Source organism: Arthrobacter sp. Leaf141, from assembly GCF_001424565.1.
GTDB lineage: Bacteria > Actinomycetota > Actinomycetes > Actinomycetales > Micrococcaceae > Arthrobacter.
The window spans coordinates 893,883-912,224 of sequence record NZ_LMOL01000005.1 but is presented as its reverse complement, the minus strand read 5'-3'; the positions used below and the strand labels follow the sequence as shown (position 1 = coordinate 912,224).

At 67.6% G+C, this 18,342-nt stretch carries 17 protein-coding genes and 2 tRNA genes; 4 read left to right on the top strand and 15 right to left on the bottom strand.

The genetic code is table 11. The features are described 5' to 3' along the window. Positions 1 to 2: 2 nt before the first annotated feature. The 4 genes from ASF72_RS06715 to leuC form a co-directional block, all read right to left on the bottom strand. Positions 3 to 776, bottom strand: a complete 774-nt coding sequence (locus ASF72_RS06715; protein WP_056597343.1) for a lysophospholipid acyltransferase family protein — start codon at positions 774 to 776, stop codon at positions 3 to 5. Positions 777 to 786: 10 nt separating this feature from the next. Continuing rightward, positions 787 to 2,112 carry a UDP-N-acetylglucosamine 1-carboxyvinyltransferase gene (murA, locus tag ASF72_RS06710; protein ID WP_050687242.1) on the bottom strand — a complete coding sequence of 442 codons (1,326 nt, stop codon included), beginning with the start codon at positions 2,110 to 2,112 and terminating at the stop codon, positions 787 to 789. A 191-nt stretch (positions 2,113 to 2,303) separates the two neighbouring features. Beyond that, positions 2,304 to 2,909 (bottom strand): 3-isopropylmalate dehydratase small subunit, encoded by a 606-nt coding sequence (gene leuD, locus ASF72_RS06705; protein ID WP_050687244.1) that lies wholly within the window; start codon positions 2,907 to 2,909, stop codon positions 2,304 to 2,306. An 8-nt stretch (positions 2,910 to 2,917) separates the two neighbouring features. Next, on the bottom strand, positions 2,918 to 4,372 hold the full coding sequence (gene leuC / locus ASF72_RS06700; protein WP_056597499.1) for a 3-isopropylmalate dehydratase large subunit: 1,455 nt from the start codon (positions 4,370 to 4,372) through the stop codon (positions 2,918 to 2,920). 113 nt (positions 4,373 to 4,485) lie between these two features. On the opposite strand from leuC, the gene ASF72_RS06695 reads away from it, so the two are divergent. Together ASF72_RS06695 and ASF72_RS06690 are read left to right on the top strand one after the other, a co-directional pair. Beyond that, positions 4,486 to 5,205 (top strand): IclR family transcriptional regulator, encoded by a 720-nt coding sequence (locus ASF72_RS06695; RefSeq protein WP_050687245.1) that lies wholly within the window; start codon positions 4,486 to 4,488, stop codon positions 5,203 to 5,205. Positions 5,206 to 5,246: 41 nt separating this feature from the next. After that, a complete protein-coding gene (locus tag ASF72_RS06690) occupies positions 5,247 to 5,798 on the top strand; it encodes a DUF1697 domain-containing protein (RefSeq protein WP_056597341.1) in 552 nt (183 codons plus the stop codon). Positions 5,799 to 5,839: 41 nt separating this feature from the next. On the opposite strand, the gene ASF72_RS06685 is transcribed toward ASF72_RS06690, so the two are convergent. From ASF72_RS06685 to ASF72_RS06645, 9 genes are all read right to left on the bottom strand, one after another. After that, entirely contained in the window at positions 5,840 to 7,456 is a 1,617-nt protein-coding gene (locus tag ASF72_RS06685) for a GTPase (RefSeq protein ID WP_056597339.1), read from the bottom strand. Continuing rightward, entirely contained in the window at positions 7,453 to 9,219 is a 1,767-nt protein-coding gene (locus ASF72_RS06680) for a dynamin family protein (RefSeq protein WP_056597337.1), read from the bottom strand. Before ASF72_RS06680 ends, ASF72_RS06685 begins: the two co-directional genes overlap by 4 nt. Before the next feature lie 67 nt (positions 9,220 to 9,286). Next, positions 9,287 to 9,359, bottom strand: a tRNA-Glu gene (locus ASF72_RS06675). A 127-nt stretch (positions 9,360 to 9,486) separates the two neighbouring features. Beyond that, positions 9,487 to 9,558: transfer RNA gene (locus ASF72_RS06670), tRNA-Gln, on the bottom strand. 202 nt (positions 9,559 to 9,760) lie between these two features. After that, entirely contained in the window at positions 9,761 to 10,498 is a 738-nt protein-coding gene (locus ASF72_RS06665) for an HAD family hydrolase (RefSeq protein ID WP_056597335.1), read from the bottom strand. Continuing rightward, a complete protein-coding gene (gltX, locus tag ASF72_RS06660) occupies positions 10,498 to 12,012 on the bottom strand; it encodes a glutamate--tRNA ligase (protein ID WP_050687256.1) in 1,515 nt (504 codons plus the stop codon). The genes ASF72_RS06665 and gltX overlap by 1 nt, the downstream gene beginning before the upstream one ends. 55 nt (positions 12,013 to 12,067) lie before the next feature. Continuing rightward, the gene (locus ASF72_RS06655) at positions 12,068 to 12,325 is read right to left on the bottom strand and encodes a hypothetical protein (protein ID WP_050687258.1); all 258 of its coding nucleotides are present in this window, start codon (positions 12,323 to 12,325) and stop codon (positions 12,068 to 12,070) included. An 18-nt stretch (positions 12,326 to 12,343) separates the two neighbouring features. Next, positions 12,344 to 13,120, bottom strand: coding sequence for a fumarylacetoacetate hydrolase family protein (locus ASF72_RS06650; protein ID WP_050687260.1), 777 nt, complete (start codon positions 13,118 to 13,120; stop codon positions 12,344 to 12,346). Positions 13,121 to 13,159: 39 nt separating this feature from the next. Beyond that, a complete protein-coding gene (locus tag ASF72_RS06645) occupies positions 13,160 to 13,960 on the bottom strand; it encodes an MBL fold metallo-hydrolase (RefSeq protein WP_442854153.1) in 801 nt (266 codons plus the stop codon). 124 nt (positions 13,961 to 14,084) lie between these two features. On the opposite strand from ASF72_RS06645, the gene ASF72_RS06640 reads away from it, so the two are divergent. Then, positions 14,085 to 14,681, top strand: coding sequence for a hypothetical protein (locus ASF72_RS06640; protein WP_056597332.1), 597 nt, complete (start codon positions 14,085 to 14,087; stop codon positions 14,679 to 14,681). 92 nt (positions 14,682 to 14,773) lie between these two features. On the opposite strand, the gene ASF72_RS06635 is transcribed toward ASF72_RS06640, so the two are convergent. Both ASF72_RS06635 and ASF72_RS06630 read right to left on the bottom strand, forming a co-directional pair. Next, entirely contained in the window at positions 14,774 to 15,886 is a 1,113-nt protein-coding gene (locus tag ASF72_RS06635; protein ID WP_056597330.1) for a branched-chain amino acid aminotransferase, read from the bottom strand. 103 nt (positions 15,887 to 15,989) lie between these two features. Further along, entirely contained in the window at positions 15,990 to 17,042 is a 1,053-nt protein-coding gene (locus ASF72_RS06630; RefSeq protein WP_050687267.1) for a 3-isopropylmalate dehydrogenase, read from the bottom strand. 118 nt (positions 17,043 to 17,160) lie between these two features. Here ASF72_RS06630 and ASF72_RS06625 point away from each other — a divergent pair, with 118 nt between their 5' ends. Then, a complete protein-coding gene (locus tag ASF72_RS06625; protein ID WP_056597497.1) occupies positions 17,161 to 18,342 on the top strand; it encodes a sensor histidine kinase in 1,182 nt (393 codons plus the stop codon).

The window sequence follows — 18,342 nt, the reverse complement described above, 5'->3', positions numbered from 1 at the left end:
GGTCACGGATTTTCCGTTCCTGCGCCGGACGGATCCTGGCCCCGGTCCTTGAACCTGCCGTGCCGGACCTGCTGCTGCTTGGCCGGATCCCAGCGCTCCGCCGGAGGCTCTTCGTCCCGGAGGGTGGCGAGCAGCTCCGTGATGGCGTCCATGATCGCCTCGGTGGCGCCGGAGAGGGTGGCTTTGTCCAGCGGCCGTCCTTCGAAGGCACTCAGGTCGACGGGGTCGCCCACCAGGACCCGCGAATGTTTCCGGGGAAAGAGGTGGAAGCGTTTGCCGTAGCGGGGGAAAACTTCGTGGGCGCCCCAGTGGGCAATGGGCACCACGGGGATGCCGCCCTCGAGGGCGAGCCGGGCGGCCCCGGTGTGGCCCTTCATCGGCCACAGGTCGGGGTCGCGGGTCAGGGTGCCTTCGGGGTAGATAACAATGGCCCCGCCCTCGGCGACAACTTCCTGGGCGACCTGCAGCGAGCGGTTCGCGCCCGCCGTCGAGCGTTCCACGGGAATCTGTTTGGTGGAATGCAGCAGCCAGCCCAGCGCCGGGACCTTGAAGAGCCCGGCCTTCGCGAGGAAGTGCGGCGCCCGCTTCCGGTTATAGAGCATATGCCCCACCACCAGCGGATCAATTTCCGTGCAGTGGTTGGGCGCGGCGATGAAGCCGCCCGCCGGCAGCTTCTCCGTCCCTTCCCATTTTTTGGCCATCATGACGTTCAGGAGGGGACGGACCACGCCGGCGATGAAAATGAATGTGGCTCTGCTGAGGGCCGGTTCCTTCACGGTGGCCCCGCTACTTGGTGGTGGTGATGTCGAAGTCGGCGCCCAGGCCGGCGAGCTTTTCGGTGAAACGCTCGTAGCCGCGGTTGATGATGTCGATGCCGGTGACACGCGAGGTGCCGGTGGCCGCCAGCGCCGCGATCAGGTGGCTGAAACCGCCACGGAGGTCCGGAACGTCGATATCTGTTCCTGTGAGCTGGGTGGGTCCGGAAATCACGGCGGAGTGCAGGAAGTTCCGCTGGCCGAAGCGGCAGGGCACGCTGCCCAGGCATTCGCGGTGCACCTGGATGCTGGCACCCATGCGGATCAGCGCATCGGTGAAGCCGAAGCGGTTTTCGTAAACGGTCTCATGCACAATCGAGACGCCTTCGGCCTGGGTCAGGGCCACCACCAGCGGCTGCTGCCAGTCGGTCATGAAGCCGGGGTGCACGTCGGTTTCCAGGACCAGCGGGTTCAGTTTTCCGCCCCGGTGGTAGAAACGGATGCCGTCCTCGCCGATGTCCATTCCGCCACCCACCTTGCGGTAGGTGTTCAGGAAGGTCATCATGTCCCGCTGCGATGCGCCTTCCACAAAAATGTCGCCGCGGGTGACCAGCGCCGCGGAAGCCCACGACGCCGATTCGTTGCGGTCCGAGAGTGCGCGGTGGTTGTAGCCGCCAAGGTCACGGACGCCCTCGATGCGGATGGTGCGGTCTGTCTGGACGCTGATGATGGCGCCCATTTTCTGCAGCACCGCTATGAGGTCGATGATTTCCGGCTCGGTGGCCGCACCGGAAAGCTCCGTGATGCCCTCCGCCCGGGTTGCGCTGAGCAGCACCTGCTCCGTGGCGCCGACGGAGGGGTACGGCAGGGAGATCTTGGCGCCGTGCAGGCCCTTGGGGGCGGAGATGTGGATGCCGCCGGGTCGCTTCTCCACGACGGCACCGAACTGGCGCAGGACGTCCAGGTGGTAGTCGATGGGCCGGTCGCCGATCTTGCAGCCGCCCAGGTCGGGAATGAAGGCCTCGCCGATCGCATGGATCAGGGGCCCGCAGAGCAGGATGGGAATCCTGGAGTCGCCGGCGTGGGCGTCAATGGCGGTGCTGGAAGCTGTCTTGGCAGCTTTGGGGTCCAGGGTCAGGTCGCCCGTCACCGGGTCCTTCGCGACCGTGACGCCGTGCAGCTGCAGGAGGGAGGTCACCACCTCCACGTCCTTGATCTCCGGTACGTTCCGCAATACGGAGGGTTCGTTTCCCAGCAGCGCAGCCACCATCGCTTTGGGGACCAGGTTCTTGGCCCCCCGGACGGTGACGCGGCCTGTAAGCGGGACGCCGCCGCGGATTGTCAGAACACTACTCATTTACCGGTTTCCTTACGATCACTCGCCCCCAAGTCCTTGCAAAGGCTCCCACCAAGCATAGGAGGTGGCTTTACCGAACCGAAATAAGCGGGGCCGAAAGCAGGGCGTGGCGGTAAACACCACGGCAACAAAAAAGGGGTGGCACCCGTCCTGGACTGCAGGACGGGAGCCACCCCGCTGTGAGGCGGGAGCTACTGTGACAGCCGCGCCGGAAGGGTTTTCGGCTTGAAGACCGGCCGGGTGGCTTCGTAAGCGGTGATGTCTTCCTCGTGCTGGAGGGTCAGGCCAATGTCGTCCAGGCCCTCCAGTAGGCGCCAGCGGGTGTAGTCGTCGATTTCGAAGGGCGCCACGATGTTGCCGCACACCACGGTCTTCGACTCGAGATCAACCGTGACCTGGGTTCCGGGGGCGTTCTCCAGTTCTTTCCAGATCAGCTCGATGTCATCCTGGGCAACCTCGGCGGCCAGGAGGCCCTGCTTGCCGGAGTTGCCGCGGAAGATGTCCGCGAAACGGGATGACAGGACGGCTTTGAAGCCGTAGTCCTTCAGGGCCCAGACGGCGTGCTCGCGGGAGGACCCGGTGCCGAAATCAGGGCCGGCCACCAGCACCGAGCCGGTGTTGTAGGGCTCCTGGTTCAGGATGAAGGCGGGGTCCTTGCGCCAGGCGGAGAACAGGGCGTCCTCGAACCCGGTACGGGTGATGCGTTTGAGGTACACCGCGGGGATGATCTGGTCCGTGTCAACGTTGCTCTGGCGCAGCGGGACGCCGGTGCCGGTGTGCTTGGTGAACTTTTCCATGGCGTGTCCTAGGCTGCGTCGATCTGGATGGCGGCGGATTCGGGGGCCGGCTCAAGGTCCGAGGGGGAGCTGAGCGTGCCGCGGACTGCGGTGGCTGCAGCGACCACCGGGGAGACGAGGTGGGTGCGCCCACCCTTGCCCTGCCGGCCTTCGAAGTTGCGGTTGGAGGTGGAAGCGCAGCGCTCCCCCACCTCGAGCTGGTCCGGGTTCATGCCCAGGCACATCGAGCAGCCGGCGAACCGCCACTCGGCACCGAAGTCGGTGAAGACCTTATCCAGGCCCTCGGCTTCGGCTTCGAGCCGGACCCGGGCCGAGCCGGGTACCACCAGCATCCGGATGTTCGGATCCTTGACCCGGCCGCGGACGATGTCCGCGGCCGCACGGAGGTCCTCCATGCGGGAGTTGGTGCAGGAGCCCAGGAAGACCGTGTCCACCCGGATGTCCTTCATCGGCGTGCCGGCGGTCAATCCCATGTACTGCAGTGCGCGTTCCGCGGCGGCCTTGGCGTTTTCGTCGCCGAAGTCCTCCGGGCGCGGCACGGACTGGGACAGCGAGACGCCCTGGCCGGGGTTGGTGCCCCACGTAACAAACGGCTCCAGCGTGTCGGCGTCAAGGTCAACGCTGACGTCGAAGGTGGCATCGTCGTCGGTGCGCAGCGTGTTCCAGTATTCGACGGCGGCGTCCCAGTCCGCTCCTTCGGGAGCGTGCGGGCGGCCCTGCATGTAGGCGTAGGTGGTTTCGTCCGGAGCGACCATGCCTGCGCGGGCACCGGCCTCGATGGACATGTTGCAGATGGTCATCCGGGCGTCCATGGACAGCGCGCGGATGGCGGAGCCGCGGTACTCCAGGACGTAGCCCTGGCCGCCGCCGGTCCCGATCTTGGCGATCACGGCCAGGATAATGTCCTTGGCCGTGACGCCGGGACGCAGCGTGCCTTCAACGTTGATGGCCATGGTCTTGAACGGCTTCAGGGACAGCGTCTGGGTGGCCATCACGTGCTCCACCTCGGAGGTGCCGATGCCCATCGCCAGCGCACCGAAGGCGCCATGGGTGGAGGTGTGCGAGTCGCCGCACACTACGGTCATGCCCGGCTGGGTGAGGCCCAGCTGCGGGCCCACCACATGCACAATGCCCTGTTCGGCGTCGCCCAGGCTGTGCAGCCGGACCCCGAACTCCGCGCAGTTGTTGCGCAGTGTCTGGATCTGGGTGCGGCTGGTCAGGTCCGCGATAGGCTTGTCGATGTCCAGTGTGGGGGTGTTATGGTCCTCCGTGGCGATCGTCAGGTCCGGACGGCGCAGCGGCCGGCCCGCCAACCGGAGGCCCTCAAAAGCCTGCGGCGAGGTAACCTCATGCACCAGGTGAAGGTCGATGAAAAGAAGATCAGGCTGGGCGTTGGCTCCTTCGCCGTCCCCTTTACGCACCACATGTGCGTCCCAGACCTTCTCGGCCAATGTCTTTGCCATGGCCATCTCCCTTCACTGCTGTTTGGCTGAATAGCTCAACTGAATCAGTACGGCTCTGCAATCCGCCAGCCGAAAGATTTGCATCTCAGATAATGAGACGGCAATATCATTACATGGACAATTCTAGTGGAGTCGGCGTCATTGATAAAGCGGCCCATGTACTTGACGCGCTCGAGGCCGGCCCGACCACCTTGGCGCAGCTTGTGGCTGCCACGGGACTGGCCCGTCCCACGGTTCACCGCCTGGCCCTGGCCCTGGTGCACCACCGGCTGGTCAGCCGCGACATCCAGGGCCGGTTCGTGCTGGGCAGCCGCCTCGTGGAGCTCGCCTCCGCCGCCGGCGAAGACCGCCTGATCGCCTCTGCCGGCCCCGTCCTGATGCAGTTGCGCGATGCCACCGGCGAAAGTGCGCAGATTTTCCGGCGCCAGGGTGACTGGCGCGTCTGCGTGGCGTCCGCTGAACGGCCCATCGGCCTGCGCGACACCATTCCCGTGGGCACCCAGCTGTCCATGAAGGCCGGCTCAGCCGCGCAGGTCCTGCTCGCCTGGGAGGACCATGACCGCCTCCTTGAAGGCCTTCAGTCGGCCCGTTTCACGCCCACGGTCCTGGCGGGCGTCCGCCGGCGGGGCTGGGGGCAGAGCCTCGGCGAGCGCGAGCCCGGGGTCGCTTCCGTCTCGGCACCGGTGCGCGGCCCGTCCGGCCGGGTCATCGCGGCCGTCTCCATTTCGGGCCCGATCGAACGGCTCACGCGTCAGCCCGGCAGGTTGCACGCCGAAGTGGTTTGCAACGCAGCCCGGGTGCTGACCGAGGCACTGCGCAAAAACAACGACTGAGCCCTCCCCCGCGGGCGCGCCGGGCCGCTAGGCTTTCGGGCATGGGCAGCTACGCAGTTTTTCTCCGCGGCATCAATGTAGGCGGGATCAACATCAAGATGGCGGACCTCCGCAAAGCCCTGGTGGAGCGCGGCTATCCAGACGTGCGGACGCTCCTGGCCAGCGGCAACGTGGTGCTTTCCAGCACCTCGGCCGCAGCGGACGTCAAAAAGGACATCGAGGAATGCCTGCGGAAGGCCTTCGGCTATGACGCCTGGGTGGTGGTCCTGGCGGCCGGCAGGGTTGCCCAGCTGGTGGCCGCGTGCCCTTACCCCGAGCACGACAAGTCCACCCACACGTACGTGACCGTGTCGTCGGAGCCGGCGGCACTGGACGACCTGATGGCGGCAGCTGCAGACCTGCCTGAATCCAGCCGGCAACGCCTTGCCCCGGAGGCCGTTGCGTGGCTGGCTCCTGCGGGCGGGACCCTGGACAGCCCGTTCAGCAAACTCACCGCCAAACCAAAATTCAAATCGGCCACCACCACCCGGAACCTGCGCACCCTCATCAAGGTGCGTGACGCCGTCGCGGTGTTACAGGCCGCAGCGCAGTAGCCTGCGCCCGGGCCGTAAACGCGCGGCCGGCTCTGGCTCCCCTACCTGGCTGAGGCCTTCTTGAGGGCCGCAGCGAAGGCTGCGGACCGATCCACCGCCCGCTCCACCGGGCCCACCACCTGCTCCTGGGCCACGGCAGCCACCGCCATATGGAGGCGGCGCCGGGCCGTGGCCGCCCGCGCGGCTGCTGCGCCGGCCGCGAGGAACCTCCCGGCGAGGGCCAGGAAAATCCCCAGGACCACACCCAACCCGATCAACACCGTGGGGACGGGCCAGCCTTCCACCCGCGGAACCTCCGGCACGGGCAGTTGCAGGTAGCCCAGGCCGGCCAGGACCGCCAACCAGCCAAGTCCCGCCGCGGCCGTGAGCAGTGCCAGCCATTGCACCGCATTGAACACTCCCCACCACCAGGACCTCTTGTTGGCAGCGAGGTCTGTTCCCGCAATGGCTTGGTCCAGCGCGTCAGGCAACCGGTCGCGTGCCTCCCGGGCCGCAGCCCGAATGGCCGCGCGCCACGGACCCGGAGCCCCCGCGCCGGCGGCATCAGCAAATGCGCGGACCGCAGCGTCAGTGCGTGCCTGTTCCGGAGCTCCGGCCGGGGGCAGCGACGTCCGGTTCACTTCGGCAGGGGCGCTGCTGCGCAGGTTGAGCCGGCGCAACGGGTCAGGCCGGAACCTCGCCAGCCAACGGGTGACGGGCCAGCCGGTCCTGCGGGTTGCCTCCAACCGGTAGGAGCGGGCCACGGCGCGCACCACCACCGGGACGTTCGCCGCGGCGGCCAGTTCCGCCGCCAGCTGCTTCCTGGACGCCGGCTGCACTCCAGCGGCCCTGCCGGATCCGGACACAGCAGCCAGCTCCTCTGCCGCCCTGGCCACATCCGCAGCCAGCCGCTGTCCTTGTGCCCTGCGTTGCACGGCAGCGGTGCGGATGGCCGTCCGCACCGCGTCAACGCCTTGTCCGGTCACCGCGGATGCAGCCAGCACCCGCACCGCGCCCAGTCCTTCACCGGAGAGGATGCCACGGAGTGATTCGAGGACCGGTGCCACATCGGGCGACGGCAATCGGTCCACCTGGTTCAGCACCACCAGGGTCACGGCGCCGTGGGCTGCCAGCGGTGCGAGGAAGCCCTGGTGCACTGCTGCATCGGCGTATTTCTGCGGGTCCAGGACCCAGACCAGCACATCCACCAAGCCCACCATCCGTTGAACAACGGCGCGGTTGGCTTCCCTGGTCGAGTCGAAGTCGGGCAGGTCCAGCAGGATCAGCCCGGTGGACTCGTCCGCGAAGCCTTCCACGGGATCTGCCCGGTGCCGCTGGCCCACATCGAGCCAGTCGAGGATCGGTCCGCTGCCGTCCGCACCCCAGACGCCTGCCAGTGGTTCCGATGTGGTGGGACGGCGGGCGGCCGTCATCGCGATGGCTGCGCCACTGACGGCATTGAACAGCGAGGATTTCCCGCTGCCCGTGGCGCCGAAAAAACCAACCACCGTATGGTCGGCGGACAGCGAGCGGCGTGAGCTGGCACGCGCCAGGACCTCCAGCACTGCCTGCAGCGGCGGCTCGGGAAGGACGCCGGCCGCCGCGTCAACGGCGTCGTGCAGCGCCTGCAGCCTGCGGTCCAGGCTTGAGAACTCCCTGGCCCCGCTATGGCGGCTCACGCCTGCTCCGCGAGCCGGAGCAGGTCCCGGGACTGCGCAGCAAGGGCCTGCGTGGCGGCGTCCCCGGTTTGGGGCAGCAGGCTGAGGAATGTCTGCTGCTCGTCCGCCAGGAGCCGCACGCAGCGGGCGGCGAGGTCCTCCCGTGCCTTCTCCGCCATCCGGCGCACGGCATCCTCACCAAACACGGCTTCAAGCAGCCGCTGGCCCACCACGGCCGTCCCGCCGGCTACCCCCACCTCAAGTCCGGTGAGCCCGGCGGTCATGGAAAAAACCACAATCATCAACGCGGCGCCGAGCCCATTGATGCCGAAGGAAAGCCACCGCGCCTGTGTCCGCTTCCCCTGGCCCTCAGTCCGGATGAGCTCCATCAGGGCTTCCTGCCAGGCCCGGATTTCGGCCGAAGCGCGGGCACCGAAGCCGGGCGAGGTGGTGGACAGGTCCGCGGCCCCGAGGAGGTGGCGGCCGGCAGGGTCGGAGCGCCACCACTGGTCTGCCTCCTCGGCGGCCTTCGCTGCCTGGTCGGTGATGACAGCAAGCAGGCCGGTTTCGATGGCAGCTTCCACTCTGACCGCGGGCTCCGGTTCGCCCCGGAAAAACGCACCCATGCGGTCCCGGAAGCGGCCCACATTCTGTTCCAGGGTGCGGAAGAACTCGCCGGTGCCCACAAAGTCCTGCCACCGGGCCAGCACCTCGCCCCGAAGCAGCGCGCCGTCCCTGCTCGCCTCGAGGATCCGGGCCGCGGCATTGCTGTAGGCAGCCTCAGCACCGTCCGCCAGCCGTGCCGCGGCGTCCCGCTGTTCGTCCGACGCCTGGGCGACAACGGAAATCCGGGCCGCCAGCGCCCGGACTGCGCCGTTCAGGGTGCGCCGGGCAACCCCGGCCCGGCCGGCGGCATCGGCAGCCAGTTCTTCCAGCCACGTCCGCAACGGCCCGACCATCCCGGCGGGGAGCATGCCCAGGACGTCAGGGCTGGTCTCGGGGATCACAAAAAGCCGGGCGGCGCCGAGGCCTTCCCGGTCCAGGAGGGAACGCAGGTCCGCGCTCACTTCGTCTTCGGCGCCGGGCGGAACACGGTCCAGCACCACTGCCACCATAATGTCCCGCGACGCTGCATTCAGGAGCAGCTGCCAAGGCACGGCATCGGCGTACCGGTTCGCCGTAGTGACAAAGATCCACAGATCGGCGGCCGCCAGCAGCTGGCCCGCCAGGGCACGGTTCCCGTCGGCGATGGAGTCCACGTCCGGGGCGTCGAGGAGGGCGATCCCTTGGGGGACCGCGGGGTCAGCCAGGAGCTCCAGGGCGGGCGCGGTAGCCGGGCTGCCCGGATCCGGTGGCCCCGGGGTGTCCGCCAGCGGGCCCCTGATCCGGCCCAGGCCCGGCAGCACCCGTTGGCCGTCAAACCAGCGCCCTTCCGAGGGGTGGTGCAGAAGGACGGGCTGGCGGGTGGTTGGCCGGATGGCACCGGAGCGGGTGACGGGATGGCCCACCAAGGCATTGACCAGCGTGGATTTGCCGGCGCCGGTTGATCCGCCGACGACGGCCAGCAACGGCGCCTCCAGGCTGCGGTAGCGGGGAAGGATGTAGTCATCAAGCTGGGCGACGGCATTGGCGGCATCCCGGCGGGCCTGGCCGGCGGCGGGTAATTCGAGTGGCAGGGTCACCGCGGCAAGGCCACTGCGGACGGCTTCAAGCAATTGCACCGCGGCGGAATCGTGCGGTCCCTGCGCTGGGACCGTGGTGTGCGGCTCGTTCCGGGTGGTCACAGGACCATCATGCCAGTTTGGTTAAGCAAAAATGGTCCCGGGCGGATGCCCGGGACCATTTCATGTGTGACCCCAGCGGGATTCGAACCCGCGTTACCGCCGTGAGAGGGCAGCGTACTAGGCCGCTATACGATGGGGCCAAGTACTTCCGTCCCGCATTCCTGCCGGACAAGCTCAGTGATTATTTCATACACTTTGCTTCCGTTTCAAATCGGCGGACCGGATGAAACGTTCTGGGTGAACAGCTTTTCAGCCTTCCAAACAGAGCTGGGATACCAGGACTCGAACCTAGAATGACGGTACCAGAAACCGTAGTGTTGCCAATTACACCATATCCCAATGATACTTTGGGGCCGGAATTCCGGGCTTTCGCCCCGCTCCGTGCGCCTCAGCACGAGAAATTACTCTACCCGAGTCTCGCGGCTCGCACAAATCGGCGAGCTGCCGTGTCCTGGGCCGCCTTCAGGGCAGGAAGGTCCCGGACAGGAAAGGTCCGTCAGCCGCAACTGACGGACCTTTCCTGATGGCAGGAACCCAGCGGTCAGGGAACCAGTTCGGACAGGGACTGGACCACGGGACCGCTGTAGCCCGCGCCGGGCTCCCCTGTCCTGTTGAGCCAAACGCCCAGCAGGCCTGCCGCCGTCGAGCCTTCCGCGTCCAGGAGCAGGTTGTCGCCCACGTAGAGGGTCCCGCCTGGCTCCGTGCCGAGGAGCCGGACACCCTCGAGGTAGATGGCAGGATCGGGTTTCACAACGCCCAGCGTGTCTGTGCCCACCAGCGTGCCAACGCGGGACAGCCCGGCGCTGTCCAGCTTGGCCCGCTGGTAGTCGTGGACGTTGTTGCTGACCGCACCGTAGGGAATCCCGGCGGCGTCCAGAGCGTCCAGGAGCGGCAGCACATCCGGAAACGGTTTGACGTAGGTCGGCTGTTTATCGGCGTAGGCCATCAGCCAGCGGTGGGATTCGACCTCATCCACCAGGTCCACCCCGAAGTGGCCCAGGGCCGCGCGTCCCCGCAGCAGCCGCTGTTCGTTGAACGTCAGCTCCCCGGCGAGGTAGGAATCGTAGTAGTGGGTGCTTTCGTGGGTAAAGATCCGGCCGAAGCGGTCCCAGCCGGCCTGGTCAAGGCCCGGCAGGAGGTGCTCGCTGACTTCGCGCAACGCGGTGGTCATGGCGTACCCCAGATCCACCAGGGTGTCGTCGATGTCAAAGAGGATGCCCGCGACGCGCCCGAACGGCGTCGCCAGGGCCCGGCCCTGCCCGGTGCCTGTGCCCGGCATCAGCCGCCGAACATCCGGAGCCGGCGGAGCGAGGATTCCTTGCCCAGGATTACCATGGATTCAAACAGGGGCGGGGAGATCCGGCGGCCGGAAACAGCAGTGCGGACGGGGCCGAACGCCAGGCGGGGCTTGATGCCCATGCCTTCGACCAGGGCTTCCTTCAAGGCTGCCTGGATGCTCTCCGGTGTCCAGTCCTGGACCGGCTCGAGGGCGGCAATGGCGGCAGCAAGGACCTCCGCCAGGTTTTCGGGCAGCCCCTTGCGGGCATCGTCCGCAACGTCGATGGCGTCGTCGGCCTTGAACAGGAAGGCCAGCATCTCCGGCGCCTCGCCCAGGAGGGTGATGCGTTCCTGCACCAGCGGTGCGGCCTCCGTCAGGATCTGTTCCTCGCGATCCGTGAGGATCTCCCCCACCAGGCCGGCGGTGCGGAGGTAGGGAACCAGCCGTTCACGGAACACCTCGGGCGGCAGCAGGCGGACATGGGTGCCGTTGATGGCTTCGGCCTTTTTCAGGTCGAACCGGGCGGGGTTGCCCAAAACATCGTGGATGTCGAAGTTCTCCACCAGCTGCTCCACCGTAAAGATGTCCTCGTCCGCGCTCAGCGACCAGCCCAGCAGGGACAGGTAGTTCAGCAGGCCCTCGGGGATGAAGCCCCGTTCGCGGTGCAGGAAGAGGCTGGACTCGGGATCGCGCTTGGAGAGCTTCTTGTTGCCCTGGCCCATAACGTACGGCAGGTGGCCGAACTCCGGCATGTATTTGGCCACACCCACCGCGTACAGCGCGCGGTACAGCGCGATCTGGCGGGGTGTGGAGCTGAGCAGGTCCTCGCCCCGCAGGACGTGGGTGATCCCCATCAGGGCGTCGTCCACCGGGTTGACCAGGGTGTAGAGCGGTGCGCCGTTGGCACGGACCACGGCGAAGTCGGGCACTGATCCTGCGCGGAAGGTGATCTCGCCGCGGACCAGGTCGTTGAAGGTCAGGTCCTCGTCCGGCATCCGCAAACGGAGCACAGCCTCCCGGCCCTGGGACTTGAAGTCAGCCACCTGTTCCGCGGTGAGGGAACGGTCAAAGCCGTCGTAGCCAAGCTTCGGGTCCCGGCCCGCGGCGCGGTGGCGGGCTTCGATCTCGTCCGGGGTGGAGAAGGATTCATAGATGAAGCCCCCCTCCCGCAGCCGGGCGATGACGTCCTGGTAGATGTCGCTGCGCTGGGACTGGCGGTAGGGTTCGTGCGGGCCGCCCACCTCGACGCCCTCGTCCCAGTCGATGCCGAGCCACTTCAGCGCGTCAAGAAGCTGGTGGTAGCTTTCCTCGCTGTCCCGGGCGGAGTCGGTGTCCTCGATCCGGAACACCATGGTGCCCTTGGTGTGGCGTGCGTACGCCCAGTTGAAAAGGGCGGTCCGGATGAGGCCCACGTGCGGGGTACCCGTGGGTGACGGGCAGAAACGGACCCTGACGGGCGTATCCGCGGTGACGGACGGGATGGAGGCAGCATTTGACGCGGGAGCAGTAGTCATAGTGGCTTCAACTTTACCGCCTGCCACCAGCCCCGCTACGAACCGGCCCCGCGTCTCAGCCCCGGCTGCCGCCCGGCCGGGACCGGCGCCGCAGCACGCGCACCAGATAGTAGCCGGCCAGCAGCACGCCGAGGCCAAGGAAGACCAGCACCAGCCAGACCGGGCCGCCCAGCCAGTGCACGGCGCGCCCGGCCATGGCGAAGGTGCCCACACACGCCACGGCGTACGTCAGGAAGGACCGGACGGTGCGGGGGCCGGTCAGCAGCCGGCGGGTGGCCTCCCACTGGCCGGCGTCGGCGGGTACCCTGCGCAACGCTCCCCCGGGCCGGACTTAGCGGCGGACGATCGGGTTGGACAGCCGGCCGATACCTTCGATTTCCACCTCGAAGCGGTCCCCGGCCGTGACAAGACCCACACCGGCGGGGGTGCCGGTCATGATCACGTCGCCGGGAAGGAGGGTGAACGCCCGGGACACCACAGAGACGAGTTCGCGGACGCCGCGGATCATCTGGCTGGTGTTGCCGTCCTGGCGCAGTTCACCGTTCAGGCGGCCCTGGATCTGCAGGTCCTCGGTGTCCAGTTCGGTTTCGATCCACGGCCCCAGCGGGGCAGAGGTATCAAAGCCCTTGGCGCGGGCCCACTGAAGGTCGGTTTTCTGCACGTCCCGGGCCGTGAGGTCGTTGCCGCAGGTGTAGCCGAAGATCACGTCGTCAACCCGCTCCTCGGGGACGTCCTTGCAGATCCGGCCGATCACCACGCAGAGTTCGGCTTCAAACGAGATTTCCTCGGAGAATTCCGGCAGCACCACGGGATCGTTGGGACCCACCACGGCGGTGTTGGGCTTCAGGAACAGCAGGGGCTGTGCCGGCACTTCGTTGCCCAGTTCCTCGGCGTGGGCGACATAGTTCCGGCCAACGCCGATGACTTTGCTGCGCGGGATGATCGGGGCCAGCAGCCGGACGTCCTCCAGCTTGTGGCGGACGCCGGTGCGCTCCACCCCATTGAAGAAGGGGTCACCCTGGATGACAGTGACTTCCTCACTGCCGGCATCACCTTCAACAACGCCGTAGAGGGGATCGGAATCAACAACAAACCTGGCAATACGCATGGTCCCTAGCCTACCGTCCCGGCCGCGCCACTCCGTCGGCTACTGTCCGCCGCCACCTTCGCGGAGGTAGTGGAGCTGGGCAGCGACGGACAGTTCCGCCGCCCGCCGGACGGAACGGTCGACGTCGGCATAAACAGCGTCCGCCACCGCACCGGCGGTGGCGTCCTGGCCCAGCCGCTGCAGCGCGGCGCGGACCTGCACCAACCTGCCCTGCCGGTGCTCCCGGTAGGCAGCGGCCGCCGCCGCCATCGACGGCAGAACCGGACCATGCGCGGGCAGCACCGTCGCCGGACCAAGCTCCGCGAGCCGGTCCAGGCTGGCCAGGTAATCCCCCAGCGTGCCGTCCGGGAAGTCCAGCATGGTGGTGCCACGGCCCAGGATGGTGTCGCCGGTCAACACCGAACCGGTCCCGGCCTGGTCCGCCGGCAGGTGGAAGCAGACCGAATCCGAGGTATGGCCGGGCGTGGCAAGGACGGTGATGTCCACACCGGCGGCCAGGATCACCTCATTGTCCCGGAGCGGCGGCCCGCCGTGGCAGTGTGCCGGGAGGGCGGCCCGCACCGGTGCGCCGGTGAGTTCCTGCAGGCGGCGCGAACCCTCGGTGTGGTCAGCGTGCCGGTGGGTCACCAGGATCAGCACCACCCGCCCTTGCCCGGCCAGGGCCTGCAGGTGGCCTTCGTCCGACGGGCCGGGATCCACCACCACCACGTCCGGAGAGCCCGGCCGCCGGACCAGATAGGAGTTGGTTCCGTCCAGGGACATGGGCCCGGGGTTCGGGGCCAGGATGGACTGTGTCAGCGGGGAGGTGCGCTGCGGGGCGGGTCCGGAAGCGTGTGTCACCACACCATCCTTGCACCGGCCGGGCATGCCGACCGTCGTCGCCGCCGGAATAGAACCGGGAGCGGCAGCCGTTGACCACGGGTGAAGACCACTTGCAGTCAACCAGGAAGCCGGAAAAGACACCATGAGCAGCACCACCACCCTTGCAGGCATTCTCTCCGAAGCGGATGCGGCCGGCCACGACCACGCAGCGACCGAAAAGAACAGCGGACTCCAGCACATCCACAACCACGCCACCGGGAGCATCGTGTGGTTCCCCACCTGGAAGAAGTTCCGTGAGACCTCGGACTGGACCGACGCGGTGCAGGCCGCGGCAGCGGAGCTGAAGGCATCCTCCGCACCCTTGGAGGAAGCTGCGGCCGCCCTGCTTGCCGCCGACCTTGAAGCCCTGCTGGCGCGGGCTGCTGAATCGGCCGACGCCAACGTCTTCGTCCAGGAAAACCTGACCCCGCACCTTACCCGGACCTGGGCCGTAGGGGACGCAGCAGCGCAGGCCGCCGGGACGGACCTTCCCAACGGCGGCACCACACCGGCCGTTTTTGCCGCCTACCCGTACGATGCCTATGCCCAGGACGGCGGCGCTTTCGCCACAGCCCTCTGGAACGATGTCATTGACGCCCGCCGGGACCATGCACTGGCTGAGGAAGCCGCGCGGAAGGCACTCAAGCCGGTGTCCCGCAAAGCCCTGAAGAACGCAGCCCGCAAGGCCGCACGGCGCTAACGGGCCGCCGTCGGGCGTGTAAAACACCCGGGAACAGAAGCAGCGCCCGCCGGGCCAAGACCCGACGGGCGCTGCTGCGCTGTGTGAACCGGTTACGCCAGGCGGGTGAGCCAGCCGTGCGTGTCCGGGACGGCGCCGGTCTGGATGCCCAGCAGCTGGGTCCTGATGGCCATGGTGGTTTCACCGGCTGTGGCGTCCTCGGAACCGATGAATTCCGTGGCGTCGCGGAGCACACCGATAGGGGTGATCACGGCCGCTGTTCCGCACGCAAACACTTCGGCGATCTCGCCGGAGGCCACGCCGTCGCGCCATTCGTCCAGGGTGATCTTGCGTTCGCTGACCTCGCGGCCCATGTCCTTGGCCACCTGGATGACGGACATCCTGGTGATGCCTTCGAGGATGGTGCCGGTGAGCGCGGGAGTGACCAGCGAGCCGTCCTTCATCACAAAGAACACGTTCATGCCGCCGAGTTCTTCAACGGCATTGTCGTTGGCCTGGTCCAGGAACAGCACCTGCTTGCAACCGTTGGCTTCCGCCTCCTGCTGGGCAATGAGCGACGCGGCGTAGTTGCCGCCGCACTTGGCTGCACCGGTGCCGCCGCGGCCTGCGCGGGCGTATTCGCGGGAGATCCAGATGGAAACGGGCTTCAATTCGCCGCCGAAGTAGTTGCCGGCCGGCGACGCGATGACCCGGAAAGAAACTTCGCGGGCTGCCCGGACGCCCAGGAATGCCTCTGTGGCGATCATGAACGGCCGCAGGTAAAGGGCTTCGCCGTCGCCGCCGGGAACCCACTCACGGTCCGCGGACACCAGTTCCCGGATGGCACCCAGGAAGTATTCTGCGGGCAGTTCGGGCAAGGCCAGCCGGCGGGCCGAGCTGTTCAGCCGCGCGGCATTGGCTTCAGGCCGGAACGTCCACACGGACCCGTCCGCGTGGCGGTAGGCCTTGAGGCCCTCAAAAATCTCCTGGCCGTAGTGCAGCACCGCCGCTGACGGGTCCAGGCTGATGGGCCCATAGGCCTCAACCCGTGCACTGTGCCAGCCGCCGTTGCCGCTTTCGTCCACGCTGTAGTCGACGACGGCGGTGTGGTCGGTGAAGTAGTTGCCAAATCCCGGGTTGGCCAGGATGGCAGCACGCTCTTGCGCAGACTTCGGGTTGGCCGAGGGCTGCTGGCTGAATTCGACGCCATGGGCAGTCTGAGTCATGGTTCCTCCACGATCGGCCGCCCTCTGTTCAGCACTGGACGTCGGGCGGCATTTGGTGATTCGGATCAAGCTTACGCCCGAAGACGAACGCTCCGGAGCGGCTTCAGAGCCCGGCAGCGATGGCGTCGCCCACGGCGCTGGTGGAGCGCGCGGCACCGTCCCGGCGTTCGACGTCGGCAACCACCGCCGCCTCGATCCTGCGGGCCGCCGCGGTGAAGCCGAGGTGGTCCAGCAGGAGGGCTGCGGAGAGGATGGCGGCGGTGGGGTCGGCCTTGCCCTGGCCGGCGATGTCCGGAGCCGAGCCGTGGACGGGTTCGAACATGGAAGGCGCCGTCCGGTCCATGTTGATGTTTCCGGAGGCGGCCAGGCCGATGCCGCCGGTGATGGCCGCGGCAAGGTCGGTGAGAATGTCGCCGAAGAGGTTGTCGGTGACAATGACGTCGAAGCGGGACGGGTCCGTGACCATAAAGATCGTGGCGGCGTCCACGTGCAGGTAGTCGTGGGTGACCTCCGGGAATTCCTGCGCCACGGCCTCCACCGTGCGCTTCCAGAGGTGCCCGGCGAAGACCAGCACGTTGTGCTTGTGGACCAGGGTGAGGTGCTTGCGGTCGCGTTCGCTGGCCCGGCGGAACGCGTCCCGGACCACGCGTTCCACGCCGTGCGCCGTGTTCAGGGACACCTCGGTGGCCACTTCATGGATGGTTCCGGTGCGCAGGCTGCCGCCGTTGCCCACATACGGCCCCTCGGTGCCTTCGCGGACCACGATGAAGTCGATGACTCCGGGGTTGGCCAGCGGGCTGCCCACGGTCCCGTACAGGCGGGACGGGCGCAGGTTGACGTAGTGGTCCAGGCTGAACCGCAGCTTCAGCAGCATCTCGCGTTCGATGATCCCGGACGGAATCCGGGTGTCACCGGGTGCCGCGCCCACAGCGCCGAACAGGATGGCGTCCCGGGTCCGGAGATCGGCCAGGACCTCATCCGGGAGGGTTTCCCCGGTGGCCAGCCAGTGCTCGGCACCGAGCTTGTATTCGGTCTGCTTGAGCTCCACACCTTCGGCCGCAACGGCCTTCTCCAGGACTTTGAGGGCCTCGGCAATGACCTCGGGGCCAATGCCGTCGCCGGGAATAACTGCCAGATCAATGGAGGATGCGCTCATGGTTTCAGGGTAGCCAAGTCATCCATATGGTGGTCAAGCCGTCTCATTATCCGAACACCCGGCGATATCCACCCAGGGCATGAGGCGGCACTGTCCGGCGGGCGCATAGAGTTCCATGGTGGACAGACGGCACAGCATGTACAACTGGCTCCGGGACAATACCTTCAAGGTGGACCTCGTGCTGATGCTCGGCATCCTCCTGTTCTGCGGGCCGGTGTACCTCCTGGCGGACCGGCCGGACCACTTCATCCTTTCCACGGCCATGGTGGTGCCGCTGGCCTGGCGGCGCAGCCATCCGGTCCGCGCAGCATCGGTGATTGTCCTGGCCTGCCTGGTCCAGTGGTCCCTGGGCCTGGAGCCGCTGGCCGGACTCGTGGCCGTCCCCGTCATCATCTATGCCGTGGCAGCCTATGGGCCAGCCTGGGCCAGCCGCTCCGTCCTGATCCTGGGGCTGGTGGGCGGCGTGATGCTGACCAGCCGGAACTTCAGCGGCACCGCCGAAACGGGGGTGCTGGGCCTGACCATCAGCGCCGTCTATGCCGTCCTGATCTGGATGCTGGTCCTCTTCAGCTGGACCCTGGGCGACCTCACCCGGGTCCGCAGGCTGCAGCTCCAAACCCTCTCGGACCGGGCCCGGCGGCTGGAAACCGAGCAACAGCAGGAACGGTCACTGGCTGCCGCTGATGAGCGGGCCCACATCGCCCGGGAAATGCACGACATTGTGGCCCATTCGCTGTCGGTGATCATCACGCAGGCGGACGGTGCCCGGTATGCTTCGGCCGCGGATCCGGCCATCGCCACCGAAACCCTGGCAACCGTTGCGGCCACGGCCCGCGGCTCCCTCGCGGAGATGCGCCGGCTGCTGGGGGTGCTGCGCCAGGAGGATGGCGCCTCCACCCGGCCCCTGCCAGGACTCGCGGACCTCGATGACCTTTTCCTCGGCTTCCGCGCCACCGGGATGCGGCTGGAGTCCGGCCAGGACGGCACTCCGCGGCGCACCCTGCCGCCCGGGGCCGAACTCACCGCCTACCGGGCGCTGCAGGAAGCGCTGACCAACGTCCTCAAGCACGCCGGGCCGCAGGCCGGCGCCAGGGTGCTGCTCAGCTGGCAGTCCCGGGGCCTGCAGCTGGACGTGCACGACGACGGCCGGGGCGCCGCTGCCGATCCCACCGACGGCGCGGGCAACGGCCTGCGGGGAATGCGGGAGCGGATCAGCCTTTACGATGGTTCGTTGACGGCCGGCCCGGCCGCCGGCGGAGGCTTCCACGTCTCCGCGTTCCTGCCCTACACGGAAGCCTGA

Coding starts and splice junctions, on each gene's coding strand:
- murA (WP_050687242.1), bottom strand. CDS start 2,112: ATGAGTAGTGTTCTGACAATCCGCGGCGGCGTCCCGCTTACAGGCCGC.
- leuD (WP_050687244.1), bottom strand. CDS start 2,909: ATGGAAAAGTTCACCAAGCACACCGGCACCGGCGTCCCGCTGCGCCAG.
- leuC (WP_056597499.1), bottom strand. CDS start 4,372: ATGGCAAAGACATTGGCCGAGAAGGTCTGGGACGCACATGTGGTGCGT.
- ASF72_RS06695 (WP_050687245.1), top strand. CDS start 4,486: ATGGACAATTCTAGTGGAGTCGGCGTCATTGATAAAGCGGCCCATGTA.
- ASF72_RS06690 (WP_056597341.1), top strand. CDS start 5,247: ATGGGCAGCTACGCAGTTTTTCTCCGCGGCATCAATGTAGGCGGGATC.
- ASF72_RS06665 (WP_056597335.1), bottom strand. CDS start 10,498: ATGCCGGGCACAGGCACCGGGCAGGGCCGGGCCCTGGCGACGCCGTTC.
- gltX (WP_050687256.1), bottom strand. CDS start 12,012: ATGACTACTGCTCCCGCGTCAAATGCTGCCTCCATCCCGTCCGTCACC.
- ASF72_RS06650 (WP_050687260.1), bottom strand. CDS start 13,120: ATGCGTATTGCCAGGTTTGTTGTTGATTCCGATCCCCTCTACGGCGTT.
- ASF72_RS06640 (WP_056597332.1), top strand. CDS start 14,085: ATGAGCAGCACCACCACCCTTGCAGGCATTCTCTCCGAAGCGGATGCG.
- ASF72_RS06635 (WP_056597330.1), bottom strand. CDS start 15,886: ATGACTCAGACTGCCCATGGCGTCGAATTCAGCCAGCAGCCCTCGGCC.
- ASF72_RS06630 (WP_050687267.1), bottom strand. CDS start 17,042: ATGAGCGCATCCTCCATTGATCTGGCAGTTATTCCCGGCGACGGCATT.